18 protein-coding genes are annotated in these 22,983 nt (G+C 67.4%); 10 read left to right on the top strand and 8 right to left on the bottom strand.

Annotation, left to right across the window (positions count from 1 at the left end; translation table 11 throughout):
* Positions 1 to 72 precede the first annotated feature (72 nt).
* The 4 genes from K8O92_23395 to K8O92_23410 form a co-directional block, all read right to left on the bottom strand.
* On the bottom strand, positions 73 to 7,239 hold the full coding sequence (locus K8O92_23395; GenBank protein UAK30811.1) for an amino acid adenylation domain-containing protein: 7,167 nt from the start codon (positions 7,237 to 7,239) through the stop codon (positions 73 to 75).
* Between the two features lie 441 nt (positions 7,240 to 7,680).
* On the bottom strand, positions 7,681 to 7,881 hold the full coding sequence (locus tag K8O92_23400) for a hypothetical protein (protein ID UAK30812.1): 201 nt from the start codon (positions 7,879 to 7,881) through the stop codon (positions 7,681 to 7,683).
* A gap of 77 nt (positions 7,882 to 7,958) precedes the next feature.
* Positions 7,959 to 8,702: a cache domain-containing protein gene (locus tag K8O92_23405; GenBank protein UAK30813.1), complete on the bottom strand. Its 744-nt coding sequence runs from the start codon at positions 8,700 to 8,702 to the stop codon at positions 7,959 to 7,961.
* Positions 8,699 to 9,451 carry a GntR family transcriptional regulator gene (locus K8O92_23410; protein UAK30814.1) on the bottom strand — a complete coding sequence of 251 codons (753 nt, stop codon included), beginning with the start codon at positions 9,449 to 9,451 and terminating at the stop codon, positions 8,699 to 8,701. Before K8O92_23410 ends, K8O92_23405 begins: the two co-directional genes overlap by 4 nt.
* Before the next feature lie 300 nt (positions 9,452 to 9,751).
* Here K8O92_23410 and K8O92_23415 point away from each other — a divergent pair, with 300 nt between their 5' ends.
* Positions 9,752 to 10,018: a hypothetical protein gene (locus K8O92_23415; protein ID UAK30815.1), complete on the top strand. Its 267-nt coding sequence runs from the start codon at positions 9,752 to 9,754 to the stop codon at positions 10,016 to 10,018.
* A gap of 110 nt (positions 10,019 to 10,128) precedes the next feature.
* Positions 10,129 to 11,025 carry a hypothetical protein gene (locus K8O92_23420; GenBank protein ID UAK30816.1) on the top strand — a complete coding sequence of 299 codons (897 nt, stop codon included), beginning with the start codon at positions 10,129 to 10,131 and terminating at the stop codon, positions 11,023 to 11,025.
* Positions 11,026 to 11,894: 869 nt separating this feature from the next.
* Here K8O92_23420 and K8O92_23425 read toward each other — a convergent pair.
* The 4 genes from K8O92_23425 to K8O92_23440 form a co-directional block, all read right to left on the bottom strand.
* Positions 11,895 to 13,214 carry an MFS transporter gene (locus K8O92_23425; protein UAK30817.1) on the bottom strand — a complete coding sequence of 440 codons (1,320 nt, stop codon included), beginning with the start codon at positions 13,212 to 13,214 and terminating at the stop codon, positions 11,895 to 11,897.
* Positions 13,211 to 14,338 carry a PLP-dependent cysteine synthase family protein gene (locus K8O92_23430; GenBank protein UAK30818.1) on the bottom strand — a complete coding sequence of 376 codons (1,128 nt, stop codon included), beginning with the start codon at positions 14,336 to 14,338 and terminating at the stop codon, positions 13,211 to 13,213. Before K8O92_23430 ends, K8O92_23425 begins: the two co-directional genes overlap by 4 nt.
* A gap of 105 nt (positions 14,339 to 14,443) precedes the next feature.
* Positions 14,444 to 14,899, bottom strand: a complete 456-nt coding sequence (locus tag K8O92_23435) for a hypothetical protein (GenBank protein ID UAK30819.1) — start codon at positions 14,897 to 14,899, stop codon at positions 14,444 to 14,446.
* A gap of 347 nt (positions 14,900 to 15,246) precedes the next feature.
* The gene (locus tag K8O92_23440) at positions 15,247 to 15,600 is read right to left on the bottom strand and encodes a RidA family protein (protein ID UAK30820.1); all 354 of its coding nucleotides are present in this window, start codon (positions 15,598 to 15,600) and stop codon (positions 15,247 to 15,249) included.
* Between the two features lie 177 nt (positions 15,601 to 15,777).
* Between K8O92_23440 and K8O92_23445 the strand changes: the two genes are divergently transcribed.
* From K8O92_23445 to K8O92_23480, 8 genes are all read left to right on the top strand, one after another.
* Entirely contained in the window at positions 15,778 to 16,752 is a 975-nt protein-coding gene (locus tag K8O92_23445) for a WYL domain-containing protein (GenBank protein ID UAK30821.1), read from the top strand.
* Positions 16,753 to 17,010: 258 nt separating this feature from the next.
* Positions 17,011 to 17,505, top strand: coding sequence for a hypothetical protein (locus tag K8O92_23450; GenBank protein UAK35901.1), 495 nt, complete (start codon positions 17,011 to 17,013; stop codon positions 17,503 to 17,505).
* A complete protein-coding gene (locus K8O92_23455; protein ID UAK30822.1) occupies positions 17,502 to 18,212 on the top strand; it encodes a hypothetical protein in 711 nt (236 codons plus the stop codon). Before K8O92_23450 ends, K8O92_23455 begins: the two co-directional genes overlap by 4 nt.
* A 13-nt stretch (positions 18,213 to 18,225) precedes the next feature.
* Entirely contained in the window at positions 18,226 to 19,101 is an 876-nt protein-coding gene (locus K8O92_23460; protein UAK30823.1) for a 1-acyl-sn-glycerol-3-phosphate acyltransferase, read from the top strand.
* Between the two features lie 87 nt (positions 19,102 to 19,188).
* Positions 19,189 to 21,042, top strand: coding sequence for a hypothetical protein (locus K8O92_23465; protein UAK35902.1), 1,854 nt, complete (start codon positions 19,189 to 19,191; stop codon positions 21,040 to 21,042).
* A complete protein-coding gene (locus K8O92_23470) occupies positions 21,039 to 21,227 on the top strand; it encodes a hypothetical protein (GenBank protein UAK30824.1) in 189 nt (62 codons plus the stop codon). Before K8O92_23465 ends, K8O92_23470 begins: the two co-directional genes overlap by 4 nt.
* Positions 21,227 to 21,613, top strand: a complete 387-nt coding sequence (locus K8O92_23475) for a hypothetical protein (GenBank protein ID UAK35903.1) — start codon at positions 21,227 to 21,229, stop codon at positions 21,611 to 21,613. Before K8O92_23470 ends, K8O92_23475 begins: the two co-directional genes overlap by 1 nt.
* Positions 21,610 to 22,983 carry a hypothetical protein gene (locus K8O92_23480; protein UAK30825.1) on the top strand — a complete coding sequence of 458 codons (1,374 nt, stop codon included), beginning with the start codon at positions 21,610 to 21,612 and terminating at the stop codon, positions 22,981 to 22,983. Before K8O92_23475 ends, K8O92_23480 begins: the two co-directional genes overlap by 4 nt.

Below are 22,983 nucleotides of genomic sequence, written 5' to 3' on the forward strand. Positions count from 1 at the left end.
CCGCTGCACAGCCAGCTCGTCAGCTCCTCCCCACGACCATCATGCGAACCCTTCCGCTTTCTCGGTCGAGTGTCACCACTCACCGGCCGGCACTTCACCGTCGGAGCCCAGGACGACCGACGCGCCGACGGTTCCACCGGCGACCAGTTCGATCAGGGTGTCGGAGGATCCGGGGTCGCGGTACAGGACTTCGGATTCGTAGGTGAGTTCGTCTCGCGTGCGCAGTTGCGCGGCGGCAGTGGCGAGGTCGTCGTAGCTGAGCACCCGTTCTCCGATGAACGCCGGGTCGTTGCCGCGCAATGCGCGCGTGCGGTGCGCGTAGGTGACCGGTCGCGGTGATTCGGCCGCGATCTCGGCGACGACGGCGGGATCGTCGAGGGAGAGCCAGTCGACCCCGGCGCCGGATCGGGTGCCGCTGAGCGTCAAGCCGATCTTTATTTCGAGGTGGTCCGGCAGTGGCGTGTCGAGTGCGTCGACCGGGACCAGGGCTGCGCCGGTTTTGAGTACGGCCCAGGTGGCGATGACGGCTTCGAGGCCGCGGTCCAGCCGGACCGCGACGCCCGCGCCGGGTCCGCAACCCCGCGCGATGAGCACCCGCGCCAACCGCGACGAGCGAGTCTCGAGGTCGTGGTAGGACAGCTCTTCGTCGCCGGAGACGAGGGCGGGGGCATCGGGGTCGTCCTCGACCGCGGCCACCAGCGCCTGGGTCAGCGCGGTACCCGCGGTCGGCGTCGACGGAGGTAGCGAGGAGGGTGTGCCGACAGCCGTGATTCGTTCTCGTTCGGTGTGGTCGAGGATGTCGATGTCGCCGATGGGGGTGTGGGGGTTGGTGGCGATGGTGGTGAGGATGCGGTGGAGTCGGTGGCCGAGGGTGTGGATGGTGGGTTGGTCGAATAGGTCGGTGGCGTAGGTGAGGATGGTGTCGAGGTGGGCGGGGGTGCCGTCGGGGTGGTGGTGGGGGGTGACGTTGACTTGGAGGTCGAATTTGGCGGCGACGGTGCCGGGGTCGAGGGCGGTGACGGTGAGGCCGGGGAGTTGGAGGGTGGGTTGTTCGTTGTTCTGGAATGACAGCACGACGCCGAAGAGGGGGTTGTGGGTGGTGGCGCGGGCGGGGGCGACGGTTTCGGCGACGCGTTCGAAGGGGATGTCGGCGTTGGCGAAGGCGGCGAGGTCGGTGTCGCGGGTGTGGTGGATGAGTTGGGTGAAGCTCATGGCGGGTTCGATGTGGGTGCGCAGGGTGAGGGTGTTGACGAACATGCCGACGAGGTCGTCGAGGGCGCGTTGGCCGCGTCCGGCGATGGGGGTGCCGATGGCGATGTCGTGGTGGCCGGACAGGCGGGCCAGCAGGACGGCCAGGGCGGCGTGTACGACCATGAACAGGGTGCTGTGGTGTTCGCGGGCCAGGGCGGTGAGCGCGGTGTGGGTTTGCGGTGCCAGGGTGAGGGTGGTGTTGGCGCCTTGCATGCTGGGCACGGTGGGGCGGGGGCGGTCGAGGGGGAGGTCGGGTTGGGTGGTGAGGCCGTCGAGGTGGGTGCGCCAGTAGGACAGTTGGCGGGCGGCGATGGAGTCGGGGTCGGTGTCGGTGCCGATGACGGTGCGTTGCCAGATGGCGTAGTCGGCGTATTGCACTTCCAGGGGCGCCCAGCGGGGGGAGTTGCCGCCGATGCGGGCGAGGTAGGCGGTCATCAGGTCGCGGGCCAGGGGGGCCATGGAGGCGCCGTCGGCGGCGATGTGGTGGGCGACGAACGCCAGGAGGTGTTCCTCGGGCCCGGTTTCGGCCAGCAGGGCGCGGACGGGGACTTCTTCGGTGACGTCGAAGCCGGTGTGCATCAACTCGGTGATCGCTGTGAGGGGGTCGTCGGTGACGGTGAGTTCCAGCCCGCCGGGTAGTGCTTGGTCCACGGTGAGGATTTGCTGGTAGGGGGTGGCGCCGGGTTCGTCGGCGGGGTAGCGGGTGCGCAGGGATTCGTGGCGTTCGAGGACGTCGGCCAGGGCGTGCCGTAACGCGGAGACATCCAGCGCGCCGCGTAGCTGGATGGCCAGGGGGATGTTGTAGGCGGGGGAGGTGGGGTCGAACTGGTTGAGTACCCACATCCGTTGCTGGGCCAGTGACAGCGGGATCGGTTCGGTGCGCGGACGGCGTTCGAGTACCGGGCGCGCGCCGCCGCCGGCGCCGGGGATCACCCGTGCGGCCAGGCCGGCGACGGTGGGTGCTTCGAACAACTCCCGTACTGCCACATCCGCGTCCAGGGCCTCGTTGATCCGGGCGATCACCCGGGTGGCCAGCAGCGAGTTGCCGCCCAACGCGAAGAAGTCGTCATCCAAACCGACCCGCTCGGCGCCGAGCAGCCCGGCGAACACCTCGGCGACGGCCTGCTGGACCGGGGAACTCGGCGCCCGGAACACCGCACCGGAGCTGAACTGCGGGGCAGGCAGCGCTTTACGGTCCAGTTTCCCGTTGGGGGTCAGCGGCAGCGCGTCCAGCACCACCACAGCATCCGGCACCATGTAGCCGGTCAAGAACTCCGAGACCTGCGCCCGCAACACCGACGCGTCCACACTCACCCCGGTATCGGCCACCACATACCCGATCAAACGGTCCCCGGCGTGCTCCTCGGAGCGAACCAGCACCACCGCCTGACCGACCCCCGGACACCGCAGCAGCGCCGCCTCGATCTCCCCCAACTCGATGCGGAACCCCCGCAACTGCACCTGCTGATCACCACGCCCGGCGTACTCCAGGGTGGCCTGACCACCGAAACCGACCCACCGGCCGATATCGCCGCTGCGATACATCCGCGAACCCGGCGCACCGAACGGATCGGCCACGAACCGTGTCGCGGTCAACCCCGGCCTGCCCAGATAGCCACGCGAGAGCTGCCCACCCGCGACGTGAATCTCACCGGCCACACCGACCGGTGCCGGATGGAGCCGGTCATCGATCACGTAGGCGTCCAAACCGGGCAGCGCGCGCCCGATCACACTGGCCTGGTTGTCGACCATCTGCTCATCCAGCGACAGGAACGACACATGCACCGTGGTCTCGGTGATGCCGTACATGTTCACCAGCCATGGCGCATCGACCGGATGACGGTCGTACCAGCGCTGCAACTGACGCAGATCCAATGCCTCGCCGCCGAAGACGACATAGCGAAGCGCGAACTTGCCCTGGTCGCTCGGGTGCGCGGCCCGGTCGGCCTCGGCGAGCTGGTAGAACGCCGAGGGGGTCTGGTTGAGCACGGTGACCTGTTCCCGGATCAGCAGCTCACGGAACTGCTCGGGCGACCGCGAGGTCAGGTAGTCGACCACTACGACGGTGCCGCCGTTGGCCAGCGCGCACCACAGCTCCCACACCGAGAAGTCGAACGCGTAGGAGTGGAACAACGTCCACACGTCGGTCTCGTCGAACTCGAACAGCGACTGGGTGTTGGCGAACAACTCCACCACATTGCGATGCGCCACCCCGACACCCTTGGGCACACCGGTCGAACCGGAGGTGTAGATGACATACGCCAAGTTGTCCGGACGCAACCGCGCCCGTCGCTGGCCATCACCCACCGGCGCATCGGAGAAGGATTCCGCCTCCCCGAGCAACACCACAGGCAGATCACCCGCCGGCAGCGCTTGCTGTTCCTGCTCGGTGGTCAGGATGCATACCGGTGCGGCGTCCTCGAGCATGAACTCCAACCGTTGCACCGGATAGGTGGTATCGATCGGCAGATACGCCGCCCCCGCGGTCAGCACACCCAGCAAAGCCACCGGCAATTCCTCGGTACGCGCCACCGCCACCGCCACCACCGACTCCGGACCCGCACCACGGGCGATCAACGCCCGCGCCACCCGATTCGCCCGCCGCTGCAACTCACCAAAGGTCAAGAAGGTGTCCCCGAAACGGATCGCGACCGCATCCGGGCGGTTACGCGCCTGGCTGGTGATCACATCCACCAACGTCACCTCCGGCACCAGCGCACCCGGCGTCGACCACTCGTGCAACACCAGATCCCGCTCACCGGGCGCCAGCACATCGATATCCCCCACCACCACCGACGCATCCGCCGCGACCGCGGCCAGGATCCGGGTGAACCGATCCGCGAAATCACGCACCGTCGCCTCATCGAACAAATCGGTGGCATAAGTGAACGCCGCCGACAAACCCCCCACCCCACCCTCACGATCGAACCTCTCCGCCACCGCCAACTGCAGATCGAACTTCGCCACCCCCACCGCCGAATCCACCCCCGACACCGACAACCCCGGCAACTCCAACTCCGGCACCACCACATTCTGGAACGTCAACATCACCTGGAACAACGGATGCCGCGCGGGCGAACGCGGCGGATCCAGCAACTCCACCAACCGCTCGAACGGCACATCCGCATGCCCGAACGCCTCCACATCCACCGACCGCACCCCAGCCAGCAACCCCGAAAACGACACAGCGGGATCGATCTCGGTCCGCAACACCAACGTATTGACGAACATCCCGATCACATCATCCAAAACCGCCTCACCACGCCCGGCCACCGGCGTCCCCACCGCGATATCCCGCGTCCCCGACAACCGCGCCAACAACACCGCCAACGCCGCATGCACCACCATGAACAACGTCACATCATGCGCACGCGCCACCCGCGCCAACCCCGCGGCCACCCCCGCATCCACCTCGAACCCCACCGTCGCCCCCCGATACGACGACACCGCCGCACGCGCCCGATCCGCCGGCAACTCCAACTGCTCGGGCAACCCCGCCAAACCCGCCCGCCAAAACGCGATCTGCCCCGCCAGCACCGACTCCGGATCATCCTCCGAACCCAAAACCTCCCGCTGCCACAACGCGAAATCCGCATACTGCACCGCCAACGGCGCCCACACCGGCCCCTCACCCCCCAACCGCCGCACATACGCAGCCATCAAATCCCGCGTCAACGGCCCCATCGAAAAACCATCACCCGCGATGTGATGCACCACACACACCAGCACATGCTCGAACTCACCCACCCGCAACAACCGCACCCGCACCGGCGGCGCCACCGTCACATCGAAACCCTCACCCACCACCGCAGCCACCCGACCAGCCACCCCCGCAGCCTCCACCGACTCCACCACCACCGCCGGCACCGCCCGCGCGTCCCCCACCGGCAACACCACCTGAAAACCCTCCCCATCCACAGCCGGATACACCGTCCGCAACACCTCATGCCGCTCCACCACATCCCCCACCGCAGCCCGCAACGCCCCCACATCCAACCGCCCCGACAACCGCACCGCGACCGGAATATTGTTCACCCCACTACCCGGATCGAACCGGTTCAAAAACCACATCCGCTGCTGCGCATACGACAACGGCACCCGCTCCGGCCGCACACCCGCAACCAACGCCCGACCCGCCACCGACCCCGCAAGCCGCTCCACCCCAACAGCCAACCCCGCAACCGTCGACACCTCGAACAACAACTGCACCGGCACCCGCACACCCAACGCCGCACCCACCCGCGCCGCAGCCTGCGCCGCCAACAACGAATTACCACCCAACTCGAAGAAATCATCATCCACACCCACACGACCACCCCCGTCCGCCACCAACAACGCAGCGAACACCTCCGCCACAACCTCCTCCGTCGGAGTCGACGGCGCACGGAAAGCACGAGCGGCGAACACCGGCTCCGGCAAAGCCGCCCGATCCAGCTTGCCCACCGGCGTCAACGGAATCTCGTCCAGCACGATGATCGTTGTGGGAACCATGTAAGCGGGCAATGTCTCGGAGATGAAGTCGACGAGTGTGGCGGTGTCGAATTCCGTTGCCAGTTCTGCCGCCTTGGGCAGTACATAGGACGCCAGCATGGTCGTACCGTTGGGTTGCCGCTTGCCCAACGTCACCGCGAACTCGATATCGGGATGGCGGCTCAGCGCATCATCGATCTCGCCGAGTTCGACGCGGAAGCCACGCACCTTCACCTGGAAGTCGGAACGTCCCAGGACTTCGATGCCGCCGGAGCCCAGACGGCGCGCCAGGTCGCCGGTCCGGTACATCCGTGAGCCCGGGTTGCCGCCCTCGCCGCCGAATGGGTTGGCCACAAAGCGTGCCGCGGTGAGACTTCGCCGATTCAGATAACCCGCTGCCAGCGCGGGACCGGACAGGTACAGCTCGCCGACCACTCCGGCAGGGGCCGGGCGCAGGCGGGAATCCAGCACGTACAGACCGAATCCGGGTATGGCGCTGCCGATGGTTATCGTCTCACCCGGCACGAGAGGTGCACTGCTGGTCGCGATGACCGTGGCCTCGGTGGGCCCGTATCCGTTGATCATGGCGCGGCCGCCGCCGGTCCAGCGGTGCACCAGGTGCGGCCCGAACCGGTCACCGATGACCATGACGACTCGCAGGTCCGTGAGACCCGCGGGGTCGACGGACTCCAGTGCCCCGGGTGTGATGAGCATGTGGGTGACGTGTTCGCGCCGTAGCAGATCGGCGAGTTCGAATCCACCGAACACCGTCGGCGGCGCGATCACGAGAGTCGATCCTGTGGCGAAGGCGACCAGCAGTTCCAGCACCGACACGTCGAAGTTCGGCGAGCAGATATGCATCACCCGGGAGCCGTCTGTGACACCGTAGCGCTCCCGCTCGGACGCCACCATCGCTCCCAGTCCCGAATGGGTGACCACGACCCCCTTGGGGCGTCCGGTCGATCCGGAGGTGAAGATGACGTAGGCGGGATGCTGCTCGGTGAGCATCCGCACCCGATCGGTGTACGAGACCGGGTGCGCGGGCCGCTCCGCGATCCGCTCTCGGTGTCGCGGGTCGTCGAGTTCGATCCAGGGGATGGACGTGCCCAGCGCTTCTCGGTACGCCGAGGTGGTGAGGCCCAGCGCGGCCCCTGAATCGGACACCATGTAGGCGATTCGCTCGGGCGGGTAGGTGGGATCGATCGGCACATAGGCAGCGCCTGTCTTCGCGATCGCCCATACCGACAGCACGGACTCGACCGAGCGCCGGATGCCGATGGCCACGACGTCGCCGGGCCCCAGCCCCCGGTCGATCAACTCCCGCGCCAACCGTGACGACGATTCATCGAGCTGCCGGTAGGTCAGCTCCACGGCATCGGCGGAATCAGCTGTCGCGGCGAACCGGATCGCGACCGTGTCGGCGGCGGATTCGACTGCGGCGGTGAGCAGTTGGCCGAAGAGTGGACCGCCGGAACGGCGACGGCGGCTTCCACGCGCAGAACGGCGGTCCATCTTCATTTCGGGTGCTTACTCCTTCAGGTGCTGGACTCGCGGACGAACGTTTCGATCCGACCCACAGCGTCGCTACAGGCTGGCAATGGTGTCGCAGACAGACCGGTGATATCTCGTTCAGTCAGGTTTCTGTTCCCCCGTTGGGGACATAGCGGGAGAGCCGCCTACGGCGCGGCATACTACGGTGCCGCACCAAATATGTTGTGGCTCACATCTTTTCCGCCGGTGTGCTTCGCAGCAGTGCCGCCACACACGTGTCGCTGCGTCCGCCTGCTTCTTCGGTTCGCCCGACCTTGTGGGCAGCAGCGCAACGTGTCATCTCACTCGCGGAAGTCGAAGCGCCGCAGGGCTGTACATCAGCTCGCTGCCTTGACATCCGGGGCGGCGATCGGGCCCGGCCTCAGTGATGCAGCGGGCCGCACCCATACCGGTCATCGGTCCGCAGGGTCAGAAAAATGTGCAGGCAGGGCCACCGGCCGAACTGTCGACGTACCCCGCGCGCAAGATGCGCAGTAGCAGGCACAGCGATCGAGTGGCCGATCCGGTTTCGGCGACGGTCGACGGCTCTTCGAGCGGCGCGGCGGACGCGGCCGACGGGGGTGCGAGGAGTGTGGCCGTCAGGAGGAGGCCTGCGGTGATCGCCTTCATGGACACGAGTATTCGGCGAACTTCGCTGGGTCGCACGACCCCAGTCATCGGGGCGCGCCGCGCTGTCGCGCGGGTAATCAGTGGGATGCCGTGGATCCCAACGGATGCAACGACCAGGGCAAGGTCTCGATCGGCACCGCGGCGGCAGGCCGGTCCATTCGGCTCGTCTTGGATCCGGTCGTGAATTCCGGATCAGTGCCCATGATCACGCGGCCCTCGCCGTTGACCAGCACCACCCGCTGACCGGATGCCCGGAACCGCGGGAGCAGGATCTCCTCGAGCGAGGCGACAGGGACATCCGCACCGGCGACTCCGAGGAAGGTCCCCGAAGGAATCGTGACCGGTACAGCGAATGTGCAAACGTATTGATCGGTGCACGCGTAATCCAGGGCGGGGCCGTGCACCCATCGCCGATCCTGGTCACGCGGAATCGCGAACCATTCCATTCCGGTGTAGTCGTAGAAATATTCGCTGTGCGGGTTCAATTCCAGCAGCAGGCGTTGTGGTCGGCTCTCTGCGTCCAGCAACCACCATTCGAGGTGACGGGGACGATCGGCGAGAATGCCGTCAGCGAGCACTACGCCCGCGCTTTCGAGGAGTTTCCCATGCCGCTCGAGTTCACCGACAATGGTGTCGCGAAGCGCAACGAGGTCGGTCGACCGTGGAGTGGACCGCGGCTGATCGGCGAGATCTTCCCACAGCGTTGCCAGCGCCGTCCCGATGATCCCCAGTGATCGGAAAACCTCGTCGGCCAGCTTTCCGACGGTATGAGCGAGCGACTCGACGGTCACCGGGGTGGGGGAATTATCGGTGTCCCTCATCGATCACTGAGCTCCAAGCGTAGGGCGACGAGGCGGCGGATGCGTGATTCGGTTTGTGATTCTGCCAGCTCTCTCGCTCGGGCATCGTCTTCTCGTTCGATCGCGTCCACCAAATTCCGATGAGCGGTCGCCTCGGCCTCCGGGTCCAATTTCAGCCGCGGCAACCAGAGCAACGCGGAGAGTTCGGCTTGCAATGCGACCTCGGCGCGGGTCAACCGGGTGGACTGCGCGCACACCGCCATTTCGATATGAAACCGGCTGTCGGCGCGGCGTGCGGAGATGGGTTCGCTGCTGTCCTTCAGCCGGTCGGCCAGGGAGCGGAGCCGGGCGATATCGGCCCGCAACCCGCGGCGGGCGGCGAACACGGCGGCCGCTCCGGTGACGGCGAAATGTTCATCCCCCAGATCGCGCAACTCTTGAATGCTCATCTGCTGCAATCGCGCCAGCGAGGCGCTCTCGAGAACCTCCGCCGAACCGCGGATGAAGCTGCCACCACCGCGGCCGCGCTTGGTGTGCACGATCCCGCGCTGCCGGAGTACGGCAAGTGCCTCGCGCAGGGTCATCGTCGATATACCCAACTGGTTGGCGAGATCGGTCTCACTCGGCAGTTGCTGGCCGTCTGTCATCAGACCGAGGCTGATCGCGGCGCACAGCCGCTCCACCACGGCATCGGTCTTCGGACCGCCACCTTCGAGAGGTGACAGCACGGCGCCCAAAGCGGTCAATCCGGCGCTCTCCCGGTTCGACAACGCGACTCCTCGGTGGGGGATGTCACCTGATCCTAACAATGAACCCTTGAACTATGAACTCTAATGTCTTAGGTTAAATGCCGTGGAACTGCCTCCCCGGGCACCTTGACGCGCCGACGTCACGATCGAAGCAGGATTCCCTGATGTCCGATAATCAGATCTTTCACCGCGAGCGCCCAGGGTGGGCCGCCCGTGACCGGGCCGGATCGTCCGCCGAAATGGTGGCGCACGGCCGAGTGTGGCCGACCGGTAGTGGCCCGCGCGCCCGTCGGGTGAGCGCACGGCGCAGGAGTGGCCGAGATGGATGATGTGCACCGAACCGAAGTCGACGGATTGCGTGTGACCTGGCGCTTCGTTCAGCACCACTTGATCGCCATCGTCGCCGTAGACCATGCGTCCGACGCTTCGCCGGTAGTGTCGTTCAGCCCCGGCGGTTATCCCGACCTCGCGCAAGCGCGAGAGCTCCTTCCGGAACTGACCAGGCTGTGGGACGCGGTGCGTCACGAGTTCTGGGCGAAACTCTTCCCGCCGATGCCGCTGGCAAGCGGGCGGCAGGCATGGGCCTGACTCCGGAGGAGTCCGCCTCCCACGGCTGATCCTCGCGCGGCCCCTTGACTAGAGCTTCACTACAGTGAAAAATTCACTGTAGTGAAGCTCTAGTGATAGGTGGTTGGATTGTGGCGGCTCGGCAGGCGAAGCGCGGTAGAAAATGGATTCAAGCGGAGATCGAACGGCTCGATCCCGCGGTGGACAGCGAGCGAATCGTGCGGTTGACGAGCTGTCAGCTGGTGCCGAGGAGCCTGCTCGTGGTGCACCTGTTCTATACAGTCGGTTTCGTGCGCTTCGCCGGGCCGCCCGCGTCGGCGGTCTCGGTGGACCGCAACGGCACCGGGATGCTCTACGAGCAAGGTATCCGACGCGCCGATGAGACCATGTTTCACCTGTTCTCCTGGATCGACGACGGCGTTTCGAGCCCTGTGACCGGCCAGAGCCTGGACTATGTCCGGAATTGGCATTCCACCGTCGCCCGGAACTGGCCCATGCCGTTGCACACTTTTCAGCACAGCGCCGCGGTGTTCACGCTCATCTACGATCGGCTGTTGCGGCAGGTCGCGGGTGCGCCAGGGCTCAGCGAGAAGGAGCGCCGCGCCCAGCTCGTCCACTGGCGCGAGGTCTCGGCACGGCTCGGCGTCGCCGATATTCCGCAGACCTGGCACGACATGCAAGAGTTTCTCCACTCCTACGAGCACGGCCCGGATTTCGCCTGCTCCGAGGCCGGGCAGCGGTTGGCGAATGCGCTCATCGATCAGTTCGCCACGCGGTGGTTTCCACGGCCGCTGCGCTGGTTCGGACGCTGGCTGGCGCTGGCGCTGTCGGAAGAACACGTGATCGAAAGCCTCGGAATCCCACAACCGCCCGCAGCCTTCAGCTACGCGGCGCGTCATATCACCCGGGTCGCGGTCTTCGCGATTCGACATGTCTTGCCGGACCCGCGTGAGGTGTTCCGGCTCAGCGAAATCGTCGCCCACCACAGGAAATCCGCGCTGCGGGGGCCGACCGTGGTAGCGAGCTGACGGTGCTTTCTCAGCATATGGTGGTGGTTGTGAGAAACGTGTTGGTACTGGGTGGGTACGGCGCTGTCGGTGTCCATCTGATGGCCGAATTGCGCGCGAGGGGAGTGCACGCGATCGCGGCCGGACGCGACCCTGCCCGCGCGGACCGGACGGTGGACTCGACCGAACCTGATCTGCGCTCCTATCGCGCCGCTCTGGCGAGTATCGATGTGGTGGTCAATGCGTCCGGTGCCGAGAATCCTCGGCTCGCCGAAATCGCAGGCACACATGGAATCCCATTCGTAGACGTCACAGCCTCGACGGAATATGTCGCCGCGCTGGAACGGCTCGCGCCTGCGGCCGCGGTGGTCGTCGATGTGGGGCTCGCGCCCGGGTTGACGAACCTGCTCGCTGCCGCCGTGCATCGCGCTTCGCCCGGACCGATCGATCTGGTGGTGCTGCTGGGGGCGGGGGAGCGGCATGGGGCGGCCGCGACGGAATGGACATATCGGTTGCTGGGCAATTATTTTCACGATGGCGAGCGAATGGTCCGCAACTACACGGATCCGAAAACGTTCGACCTTCCCGGACAACGCCGTCGACGACTGTATCGGGTCGATTTCTCGGATCAGCACTCGTTGGGTCGCGACCTGGGGGTGCAGGTCAGGACGTACTTCGGTGTCGACTCGACGGTCGCCACCGCGGCGTTGGCCGTCCTGACCTGGCTGCCCGGAGCTTCCCGCGTGCCACGGCGGCTCCATCTGCCTGGCGCCGAAGATTGGCTCGTCCTCGCCCGCGGCCGCCACGGTGTGACGAGGTGGGCGCAAGGGCGAAAGCAATCCCGCGCTACCGCCGTCATCGCGGCGGCCGCCGTCGAGGTGGTGACCCAGCTATCGCCGGGAGTTCATCACCTCCACCGGGTCCTCGACCTCGAGGACGTGCCGACCGCGCGTGGAATCGCCATGGGCGCCACCGGCGACCGCACGCTTCGCACGATCGGATCGGTCGAGCCTGTGCAAGGCCAGCGCGCCGACCGCGCCGACCGCGCCGAGACCGACCCAGACCGCCCACTCGACTCCCGCGGCGTGGGCGGCGCCGACCACCGCGCCGGTGGCGAGGTTGCCGCCCAGGATGCCGACGCCGACGACAGTGTTGTAGAAACCGTAATGCGTGGCGACCAGCTTGCCCTCGGCCAGCGATACGACGGTGTCCATCTCGAAGGGGAACACCGCCGCCGTCCCGATCGCCAGTAGCGCCGCCGTCACCAGGAGCGCGGCCACGGCCGCGACCACGCCGAACCGCTGGGGTCCGGGCACGATCGCCAGCGGCAGGAACGACACCGCCAGCACGCTCATGCCGACGACGAGGCTGCGGCCGGAGCTCCAGCGGGAGCGCAACCACGCGGTGATACGCAACTGTCCGGCCACCGCGACCACACCCGAGATCACGAACACCGCTGAGGTCAGGGCCTGTGATCGCGCGCCTGCCACGTAGCCCGCTTGCAACGGCAGCGCGAGATAGACTTGGAACGACAGCACATACGAGCCGATCATCGCCACTGCGAAGGCCACGAACCGGCGATTGGAGACGACGGTGCGCCAATCCTCGAGCACCGAGGTCTTTTCCGCCGGGAGCGCGGCGCGCCGGGTGGGTAGCGCGAACAACTGCGCGACCGTCAGCACCGCGAACACGGCCGCCGCCGCACCCGCCGTTACGCGGAAATCCAACGTCATCAGCAGGAGTCCGGCCAGTGGCCCGGCCAGAATGCCCGCCTGATAGAAGATGTTGAACACCGCGAACGCTTCCACCCGTCGTTCGCCGGTGTCGGCCGCGAGATACGCGCGGACGGCGGGATTGAACAGCGCTCCGGCGAAACCCGTTGCCGCCGAGGCGATCAGCAAACCCGGCAGCGACGTGGCGAACGCCAGCAGGGCGAAACCACCGGTGCGCAACAGGCATCCGGCCACGATCAGCGGCTTGTAACCGAGCCGGTCGGCGAGCGTACCGCCGACGAGGAACATGCCCTGCTGGGAGAAGTTCCGCATACCCAGCACCAGCCCGACTGCCCACGCGGCCAAGCCCAGTGGGCCGGCCAGGTAGCCGGCCAGATACGGCATCAACATGTAGAAGCCGAAATTGATGCCGAACTGATTGACCATCAGCAGCCGAGCGGCGAGATCGAAGCTGCGGAACTGCGTGAATCCCGTCATCGCGACTGCTTCCGTCCGAAGGTGGCAGCTCTCGGGTCCAGGACGCGGGTGCAGCGTGTCCAGGACCGCACGACCCGCTCGGCCGGGTGTCTGACGGTCTCCGGTTCGATCGGCGGATCGGCGTCCAACAAGCCCAGATCCTCGCAGTAGGAGTCGTTGTAGATCGTGTCGAAATAGCGGTGCGGCCCGTCGGGGAAGACGGCCGCGATCCGCGCCTCGGGGTCGTGGCCGCGGGCGGCCCATCCCGCCACCAGAGCGACCGAACCCACGCTCCATCCGCCGCTGGCATGGTGGGTCGCGGCGAGCGTGCGGCACGCCCACACGGCTTCGGAGGGCGCGACCCAATGGACCTCGTCGAAGGCGGCGTAGTCGACGTTGCGTGGGTAGATGCTCGAGCCGAGGCCGCGCATCAGCCGCGTACCAGCCGGTTGCCCGAATATGGTGGATGCGATCGTATCGACGCCGATCAGCTTCAGATCGGGATTGAACCGGCGCAGGACCCGCGCCACCCCGGCCGAATGGCCGCCGGTGCCGACCGCGCATACCAGCACGTCGACTCCGCCGAGTTGTTCGATCAACTCGATGGCCAGCGATTCGTAGCCGTCGACATTGTCCGGGTTGCTGTACTGATCCGGGCACCACGCGCCGGGCTCGCCATCGAGCAACTCCGCGACACGGACGCGGCGCGCCTCTTGCCAGCCGCCGGTCGGGTGCGGCTGGTCGACCACGTCGACTCGCGCCCCGTAGGCCGTGAGCATCCGAGCGACAAGAGGCTCCAGACCGGAATCGGTGACCACGGTCACCGGATGGTGGTAGATCATCCCGGCCAGGGCCAACCCCATACCGAGGGTGCCGCTGGTGGACTCCACGATCCGCGCGCCGGGCGCCAGATCGCCGCGTTCCTTGGCCCGCCGCACCATATGCAGGGCGGGACGATCCTTCATCCCGCCCGGATTGAATCCCTCGAGCTTGGCCCAGAATCCTCGGCCGGCCGGTGCCAGCGGCGCGCCGACCCACAACACGGGAGTGTTACCGACTAGCGCTCGGGGATGCCGCGCCGCGTCCGGGGCGGGCACCAGCGCTGCGGGCACCCCGGCGCGCTCATCGAGCACATACTTGTCCATGACCTTCGCTTTCCGTATCGAAACCGCCCCGTAGGGCGCAGACGTGCATCGGGAACAGACACCGGCCGACGCGGGGACGACACCCGCCGACCTGGCGCTGACCGATCAGCGTCGGGCGATACAGAAGCGCGTCAGCAGTACTCTGCCGCTGACGACGGGAACGGCCGCGACGGGCGGACCGCGTACTCCGGCGGAACCCGCCCGGCCCACAATCGCGAGGACTACGACCGCGGCCAGCATCAATAGGAGCAACTGCGGCGGGGCGATACTGCCGCCCCCGGCCGGGAGCGCGGGTGTGATGGCGCAGTGGACTGCGTGCGGTACACCGTGACGGTGCGTCGCGTCGGTGCTGACGTCCGAGTGGTAGTCCAGCGCCGAAACCACGGCCGCCGGGATCGGAGTCACGGCCGCATGGACGTGCCGCGCGACCGTGGAGGAGTGGTCATCGGCATCCAGCAGCGTGCAGTGCAGCAACGGCGCCATGAGCAGCGCCGCGGCAAGCATCGCCAGCGTCAAGCCGCTGGGCCGCAACCATCCGATGAGTTTCACTGTGGAATCCACCCTAGCGACGAGATTTCGATGCGAAAGCTTGCGGGCGCCGGAAAGCATCCCGTTCGAGTGGGACGGTGAGGCGGGCGCGTGGCACTCGGCCGACCAGACATCTGCGGCAATGCGATCCTTCCGGGCAGCTGAATCGCTAGGTACGATACCACCCTAGGGTATTAGGGCGGAGTCACCGCGCCCCTGTCGCCTCGATCCGGACCGAGACCAGAGGACTTCACTGGCACGCCCGGCCGGAAGATCGTCAGCACGTTGACGCTGACAGTCACCCCTCGGCCCGGAATCTCGGCCCACCCCGGGCTGGGCTACTCACCGCCTCCGGCAGCCCCGGAGGCGGCGAGTCGGCATCACTCGACGGCGGTTGCCTCGAGTTCGACCATCTGGCCGGGGATCGCCAGTCGTGTGATCCCCAGCATCGTGGTAGTCGGTGCCACTTCGGAAGCCGCCAACCGCGACGCCAGCACGCCGTAGTGCTGGAAGAGCAGATCGACGTCGGTGGTGTAGACGTTGAGCCGGACGAGGTTCGCCAGGGACATGCCGGCCTTTCCGAGCACGGCCTCCACGTTGTCCAGGCTCAGCGTCAACTGCGCTGCCATGTCACCGGCATGCTGGGGTTTGCCGTCACCGCTCATCGCGGTCTGCCCGGAGCAGTACAGGGTCCGGGTGTGCCCGCAGACGAGCTCACCTTGGTTGAATCCCATCTGCACCGACCATGTCACCGGGTTGACTGCCGTTCGTTCCGCTACCACATCAGCTCCATTCGATTCGTTGAAGTACGTACGTCCATCGGCCCGATAGCCGCTGTCTGTGACGCCGTGGTGGTAAGCCTCGCAACGAATCACGACATCCTGTGTCGTGTATTCCGCTAAAGTTTTCGCATGCGCGCCGACCGTCTGGTCTCGCTGGTGCTGCTGCTGCGCCGGCACGGTCGGTTGTCCGCGACCACGCTGGCCCGCGAACTGGAGGTTTCCACCCGCACGGTGCTGCGCGACATCGAGGCGCTGTCCGCGGCAGGCGTGCCGGTCTACGCCGAGCGCGGCAGGCACGGCGGTTTCGCATTGTTACCCGGTTTCCAGACCGAGCTCACCGGACTGAATCACGACGAGGCGCTGGCCCTGCTGGTCGCCGGGTCACGGCGCGGCGCGCAGGCATTCGGCCTGGGCTCGGCGCTCGCTTCGGCCATGCGCAAGCTGGTCGACGCGCTACCGGAAAGCTATCGCGCCACCGCGACCGGCGCGGCCCAGCGATTGCTGATCGATCCGGAGACCGACCTCTTCTCGCGCCGGTTGGTCGCTGAGCAGGTGTCCGACGCCGTAGTGGCCGAGATCCGGCGCGCGGTCCTCGCCGGGCACAAGCTGCGCATCCACTACGCGGCTGTGGATCAGACTCCGGAGTGGCGCACGGTGGACCCGATCGGTCTGGTCACCGTTCGCGACCAGGGCTATTTGCTGGCAACAAGATCGGGGGCGGACCGCACCTATCGGCTGTCGCGGGTGTTGGCCGCCGAGGAACTGCCCGATCCCGCACAGCGACCGGACCGGGTGGATCTGGACCGGGCCTGGCGGGAACGCAGCACGCGTTTCCGGACCGGCGGCGACCAAGCCACCGTGCTGGTCCGGGTGCACCCGGCGGGACGGGAAGAGCTGGTGAGCACCGCGCTGGCCGTCCGCGCCGAAGACGCCGACGCGGACGGCTGGTTGCGGCTGGAGGTGACCTTCCAAGATCCCAGACACGCCGAGTGGGCGCTGTGGCAGCTCGCCACGGACGCGGAAGCCCTTGCCCCGCAGTGGTTACGCGCCTGCCTGCGCGACCGCGCCGTCGCGATCGCCACCCGCTACGGAGTGTCGGTCTGACAGTTGCCGCCTGCTGCGGCCAGCTGCCCAAGCCGACAAGGGCTGGCCGGGCTCGCCGCAGTCCGGCCTCTCCCAGCGGCACCTACCCACCGTGGGCAGAGGTGCCCAGCTGTTCCGCAGACGCTCACCGGTTTGGAAGCTCCTCCAGGAGGCATTACCCCTGCGAACAAGCTCGACAAGGAGGTTCAGATGTCGGCTGCAGTATGGGCAATCATCGTCGTCATCGCCATTGTCGTCGTCGCGGCCCTTGTCGCGTTCGTGGTGTGGCCTGCGCTGCGCAGACAGCGATTACGCCGCAAGTTCGGCCTCGAGTACGACCGGACGGTCCGGGAACACGAGGACCGCAAGGCCGCCGAGCGCGAACTCGCCGAACGCGAACGCAGGCACGCACAACTGCGGTTACGCGAACTATCCGACGACGAGAAGCGGGTCTACACCACCCGCTGGGTAGAGGTGCAGGAGCGATTCATCGACGACCCCGCCGGGGCGCTGACGGAAGCCGACCGCCTCGTCATCACGATCATGGCCGAGCGCGGCTATCCCACGGAGAACTACGAGCAGCAGATCGCCGATCTTTCCGTAGAGCACGCCGCGCCGCTGGGCCACTATCGCGCCGCGCACGAAATCGCGACGCGACCCACGGGCACCGCGGTGTCCACCGAAGACCGGCGCACGGCCATCGTGCACTACCGGGAACTGTTCGAAGACCTGCTCGGCGTGGCCGGCAAGGAGAGCAAGGGCGTGAAATCATGAGCACCGAGTCCGAGCGGCGATTCCCCGGCGACGGCACGCGAAACGAGTCGGCGACCACGGCGGGCACCGGCGCCGACTACGACAGGTACGGCGCGGGAACTCCCGAGACGGGCCGTCGCCCCGAGACCGACGCCGAGCGGGTCGGTGAACCAGGAGCGGTATCGCACGGCGGCGAGCGGAGTGCGGACCCCGACGTGGTCGGTTCCGGAGGCGAGCGGCGTGCAGGCGATGAGGTCGAGGCAGACCGCCCCGCTCACGCAGCCGATCGATCGGACGCAGTGCACGCGAACGCTCGGGCAGGGGAGTCCGCAACCGACACCCAGCGCGGGGAACCCATCGACGGCACGGGGGTAGGCAACGCCGTGCCATCCGAGTCCCGGGACTCGGTGCCGGGAGCCGGCGTCGGGCCGAGCGCCGCTCCCGTGGCAGGCGATCAGCCCGCTCCGCTGTTCGCCGAAGCCGATTTCGATCGCCTGCGCACTCAGTGGCGGGAGGTCCAAGTCACCTTCGTCGACGATCCCGGGGCTGCCGTCGCACGCGCCGACGACTTGGTCAACGACGCCATCGAGCAGATGATCGCCACCTACCAGCAGCGCAAGCGCGAACTGGACGAGCGGCGCGGCGACACGGCGGACACCGAGAACCTCCGGCAGGTGCTGCGCGGCTACCGGGCGTTCTTCGATCAGTTGCTCTCGACCGGCGCCTAGCCGGAGCGAACCCATGAGTGTCTTCGGATTGGTCACCGGCACGGTCGACCAAGCGACGGATTGGGTCGCCCAGCAGGTGAAGGCGCGGATCCCGTCCGCCGATCCCGCCGACCGCGACCCGGAATTCATCGGCGACACCATGGGTTTGGCCTGGCTGTTCGCGCGCCTCTACTTCCGGGCGGAGGTGCGCGGCCTGGAGCGGATACCCGAGGAAGGGCCGATGTTGCTGGTGGCGAACCACTCCGGCGGCAACGTGTCGCCGGAGGTCATGGTGACCACCCTGGCGTTCGTCCGCCGTTTCGGCCCGCAGCGGCCCTTCTTCCAGCTTGCCCACGACATGGTGATGGCCTACCCGGTGATCGGCTCGTTGCTGCGCCGCTTCGGTACGGTGAACGCCGACGCGGCCAACGCCGCGCGAGCACTGCGCGACGGCGCGGCGGTGCTGGTCTATCCCGGCGGCGACTGGGAGGTGCACCGCCCGACCTGGGAGGAGGACCGGATCGACTTCGCCGGTCGTACCGGTTTTCTCCGCCTGGCCTGGGACGAGCGGGTCCCGATCGTGCCGGTGGTGAATATCGGTGCGCAGCAGAGTCAGCTGGTACTCACCCGTGGGGACCGGATCGCACGCCTGCTTCGGCTGGACCGGATGCTGCGGCTGAAGGTCTTCCCGATCTCGCTCGCACTCCCATGGGGGCTCGACGTAGGAGATCTCGCCGGTCATCTGCCGTTGCCCAGCAAGATCACCGTCGAGTTCCTGGACCCGATCGACCTGCGGGCGGCCTTGGGTCCGGAACTCCATCTGGAGCAGGCCTACCAGTTCGTCACCGGAACCATGCAACGGGCGCTGACCAAGCTCGATGACGAGCGGACCCTGCCGATCGTCGGCTGACCGCCGTTTGCGCCCGAAGCCGGCCCCTTTTATGGTACCGTTCGTAACATATATTCGTTCGTGTGATGGAGGTCTCCCGTGCGCGAAATCGCGCATGAAAGGTTCGGATCGCTGGCCGCCCCGGGCACCGAGGGCGGCGGAGCGGCGCTGGACCAAGTAGCGGCCATGACCGGCGCCGCGGGGCTCGTCGCCGTCGTTCTGCTGTGGATCGGGTATCTGCACCGCACCCGGCGCATCACTTGGCTCCAGCGGATCGCCGACCGTCTCGGCCGATTGTTCAACCGCCCCGGCTGGGTCGCTCTTCCGCTCGCGCTGTTCCTCGCGACGATCCTGACCGCGCTGTTGGGATTCATCTGGGACGTCAGCCTGCACGTGGGCAACGGCCGGGATGACGGGCCGCTGGCGAACCCGGCCCACTACTTCATCCTCGCGGGATTGTTCTTCCTGTTCGCCGCCGGGATGTCGGCGATCGTGCTTCCGTTGGACGAAAAGCCCGGGCCCGCGGCAGTGCGGATCACCCGCACGTGGTACGCGCCCGTCGGCGGCATCCTCATCGCAAACGCCGGCCTGTACGCCTTGATCGGATTCCCCCTCGACGACCTTTGGCATCGGCTGTTCGGCCAGGATGTCACCCTGTGGGGGCCGACGCATCTGATGCTCATCGGTGGCGCGGGCTTATCGCTGGTAGGTGTGCTGCTGCTGGAGTTCGAGGGCAGGCACAGCCGGCCCGAGCCCGACCGTCCGGACGGGCGGCGGATGTGGCTGCTGCGGGCCTTCGCCTTCGGCGGCCTGCTCATCGGGCTCTCGGTCTTCCAGGTGGAGTTCGACTTCGGCGTGCAGCAGTTCCGGCTCGTCCTGCAGCCGATGCTCATCGTCGCGGCTGCCTCCATTTCCCTCGTCGCTGCCCGTGCGAGCCTCGGGCCGTTGAGCACCCTGGTCGTTGTGGGCTTCGCCGCATCGGTCCGTGCCGTGGTGGCCGTGTTGGTCGGCGGGCCGGTCATCGACGCGCCGCGCAACGTATTCCCGCTCTATCTCGGCTGCGCGGTCGTGGTCGAACTGCTCGCGCTGCTGCCGCTGACCCGGCGGCCGATCTGGTGGGGTGCGCTGTGCGGGCTCGGCATCGCGACGGTGGGACTATGGCTGGAATCCCTCTGGATCGGTGCGATGTTCGTCAATCCGTGGCCGCCCGCCATGTGGCCGGAACTCCTGGCGATGGCCGTCCCCACGAGCATCGCGGGCGGTGTCGTCGGCGCGCTGCTGGCGATGACGCTACGGGGTGAACCGCTGCCGCGTCCGCCGGTGCGCCGCGGGTTGATGGTCGCCGCGGTCGCGATCGTGGCGGCCGCGACTGCCAACGGTCTGCTCATGGACGTACCGGAGCGGGCGGAGGCCACAGTCACACTGCGCGACGCCGAATCCGCCACGGACGCAAGGATGGTGCTCGCGGACGTTCGCCTCACGCCCACCGATCTCGTCGGCTCCGACCCCGAGTGGATGCAGGTCCTGGCCTGGCAAGGCGGGATCGGGGGAGACAGTCCCGGTCGCGGACTGGTCGTCGACCAGCTGCGGCGAGTGGGCCCCGGCCACTACGTCTCGACCGAACCCGTTCCGGCGCACGGGTCGTGGAAGACCGTCCTGCGGTTGCAGGACGGGCGCGTCCTGACCGCGGCGCCGATCTTCATGCCCGCGGACCCCGGCATCGGCGTCGAAGAGGTTCCCGCGCTCGCCTCGTTCACCCGGCCGTTCATCTCCGAGATCACCGTGCTGCAACGGGAGCGGTCGTTCGACCACCCCTCCTGGTTGTTCGCCGCGGCGTCGCTCGTCGTACTGCTGTGCAGCCTCGTCCTCGTCGGGGCGTTGTCCTGGGGTGCGGCGCGGATCAACGACCGGTACCCGCACGTCGGCCGGACGGTGGCGCCGGAGCCCGTGGGGTCGCGATGAACCCGGAATACGACGGCGTGGACGTGCTGGCCGATCATTCGATTCTGCTGGCGATCCCGGCCTTCCTGCCCGCGTTGCTCGTGGTCGCCGTCGTCGTGTTCGTCGCCCTGCGAGACCGTCGGGCGCACCAGCACGAACGGACGGCGGGGTCGACGGCCGAACACGGCGCGGACAAGGAGGAATGATGGCATCCGTGCGGCGCTGGGCCGCGCTCGTGATTCTCGGGGGTCTGCTCGTGACCGGCTGCGCTTCATCCGATCCCGCGCCCTCCGCGTCGACGACCGCGGTGGCTGGGGACACGGACAGCCTCGTCGTCGCAGTACGGATCGCCGCGGGCTCGGTGAGTCCGGCCGACGTCCGCCTGGAGACCCGGGTAGGACGACCGATCGAGATCGTGGTCGACAGCGACACCGACGACGAAATGCACGTTCACGCCACACCAGAGCGCACCTTCCCGATCACCCCGGGCGCAGGCCAGCGGTTCCGCTTCACCGTAGAGGTGCCGGGACGGGTGGAGATCGAGCTGCACCACGCCCGGCGCACGGTGGCGACACTGCTCGTGCGCGGATGACAGTTCTGGCCCACGGCATCGGCGGTGCCACCGACCTGCCGATCCCGCTGTCGTACGCGCTCGTCGGCGCCGCTTGGGCTTTGACCTTCTCGTTCGCGGTGCTCGCGGTCGCCTGGCGCCGACCGCGGCTGGAACCACGATCACCGGGATTCGAGCTCCCTTCGGTAGTCGGAGCGATCGTGGACGCCGAGCCGATTCGGATCGGCATTTCGGTGGTGAGCGCGGCCGTCACCCTCGCCGTCGTCGCGATCGGCGTGTTCGGACCTTCCGACCCGGCACGCAATCCCGTCCCCGGTGTCGTCTACATCTTCCTGTGGGTCGGTGTCATGGTCGCCTCGCTGATCGCCGGACCCGTTTGGAAGATCCTGTCCCCGGCGCGTGCCGTGCACCGCGTCGTCTGCCTGGTGTGGCGCCGTCCGCCCACTCGCGGTCTGCTCCGTTATCCCAGCTCTTGGGGACAGTGGCCCGCCGTGCTCGGCCTGTTCTCCTTCGTGTGGCTCGAACTGGCCTACCCCGAACCGGGCTCGGTGGCCGCGGTGACCACCTGGCTCGTCGCATACCTCGTCGTCAGCACGATCGGACTGATCGTGTGGGGCACGACATGGGCCGAGCGGGCCGACCCGCTCGAGGTGTACAGCAGCCTGTTGGGCAGGCTGAGTCCGCTCGGACGTCGCGAAACCGGTGAGCTCGTGCTGCGCTCACCGTTGGACAACCTGGCGGGCACTCCGGCACGGATCGGCGGGGTGGCCGTCGCCGCCACCCTGCTCGGCTCGACGGCATTCGACAGCTTCACCACCTTCCCGTCCTGGCGCAGCGTGCTCGCCGAGGCGGGCAGCAACGGATCCGAAGTCCTGCCGACCGTACTGAACACGTTGGGGCTGCTCGGCTTCATCGCTGTCGTCGGGGTAGCGTTCCGAATCGCCGCCCGAGCGACCGGAGGTCTGCCCGAAGACGAGCGGAGACGACTTCCCGCTCGTCTTGCACACAGCCTGACCCCGATCGTCGCCGGCTATCTGGTGGCCCACTACCTCACGTTCCTGGTGGAGAAGGGGCAGGCGACGATGCTCTTGTTCGCGGATCCGTTCGGACGAGGGTGGAATCTCGCCGGGCTCGCCGACCGCGACGTCGCCTACCTCCTGTCCACCCACCCCGCGGCGCTGGGGACGATCAAGGTCTCGGCCGTGGTGGTCGGCCACATCCTCGGTGTCGCCGCGGCCCACGACCGCTGCCTGCGACTGCTTCCGCCCGCGCACCGGCTCACCGGTCAACTGGCTCTGATGCTCACTATGGTCGGTTTCACCTTCACCGGTCTCTACCTGTTGTTAGAACACCCATTCGGCAGCGATTTCGCCACGTATGTGGGTTCATAG

Origin of the sequence: Nocardia asteroides, assembly GCA_019930625.1 — a bacterium.
Classification (GTDB): Bacteria; Actinomycetota; Actinomycetes; order Mycobacteriales; family Mycobacteriaceae; genus Nocardia; species Nocardia sputi.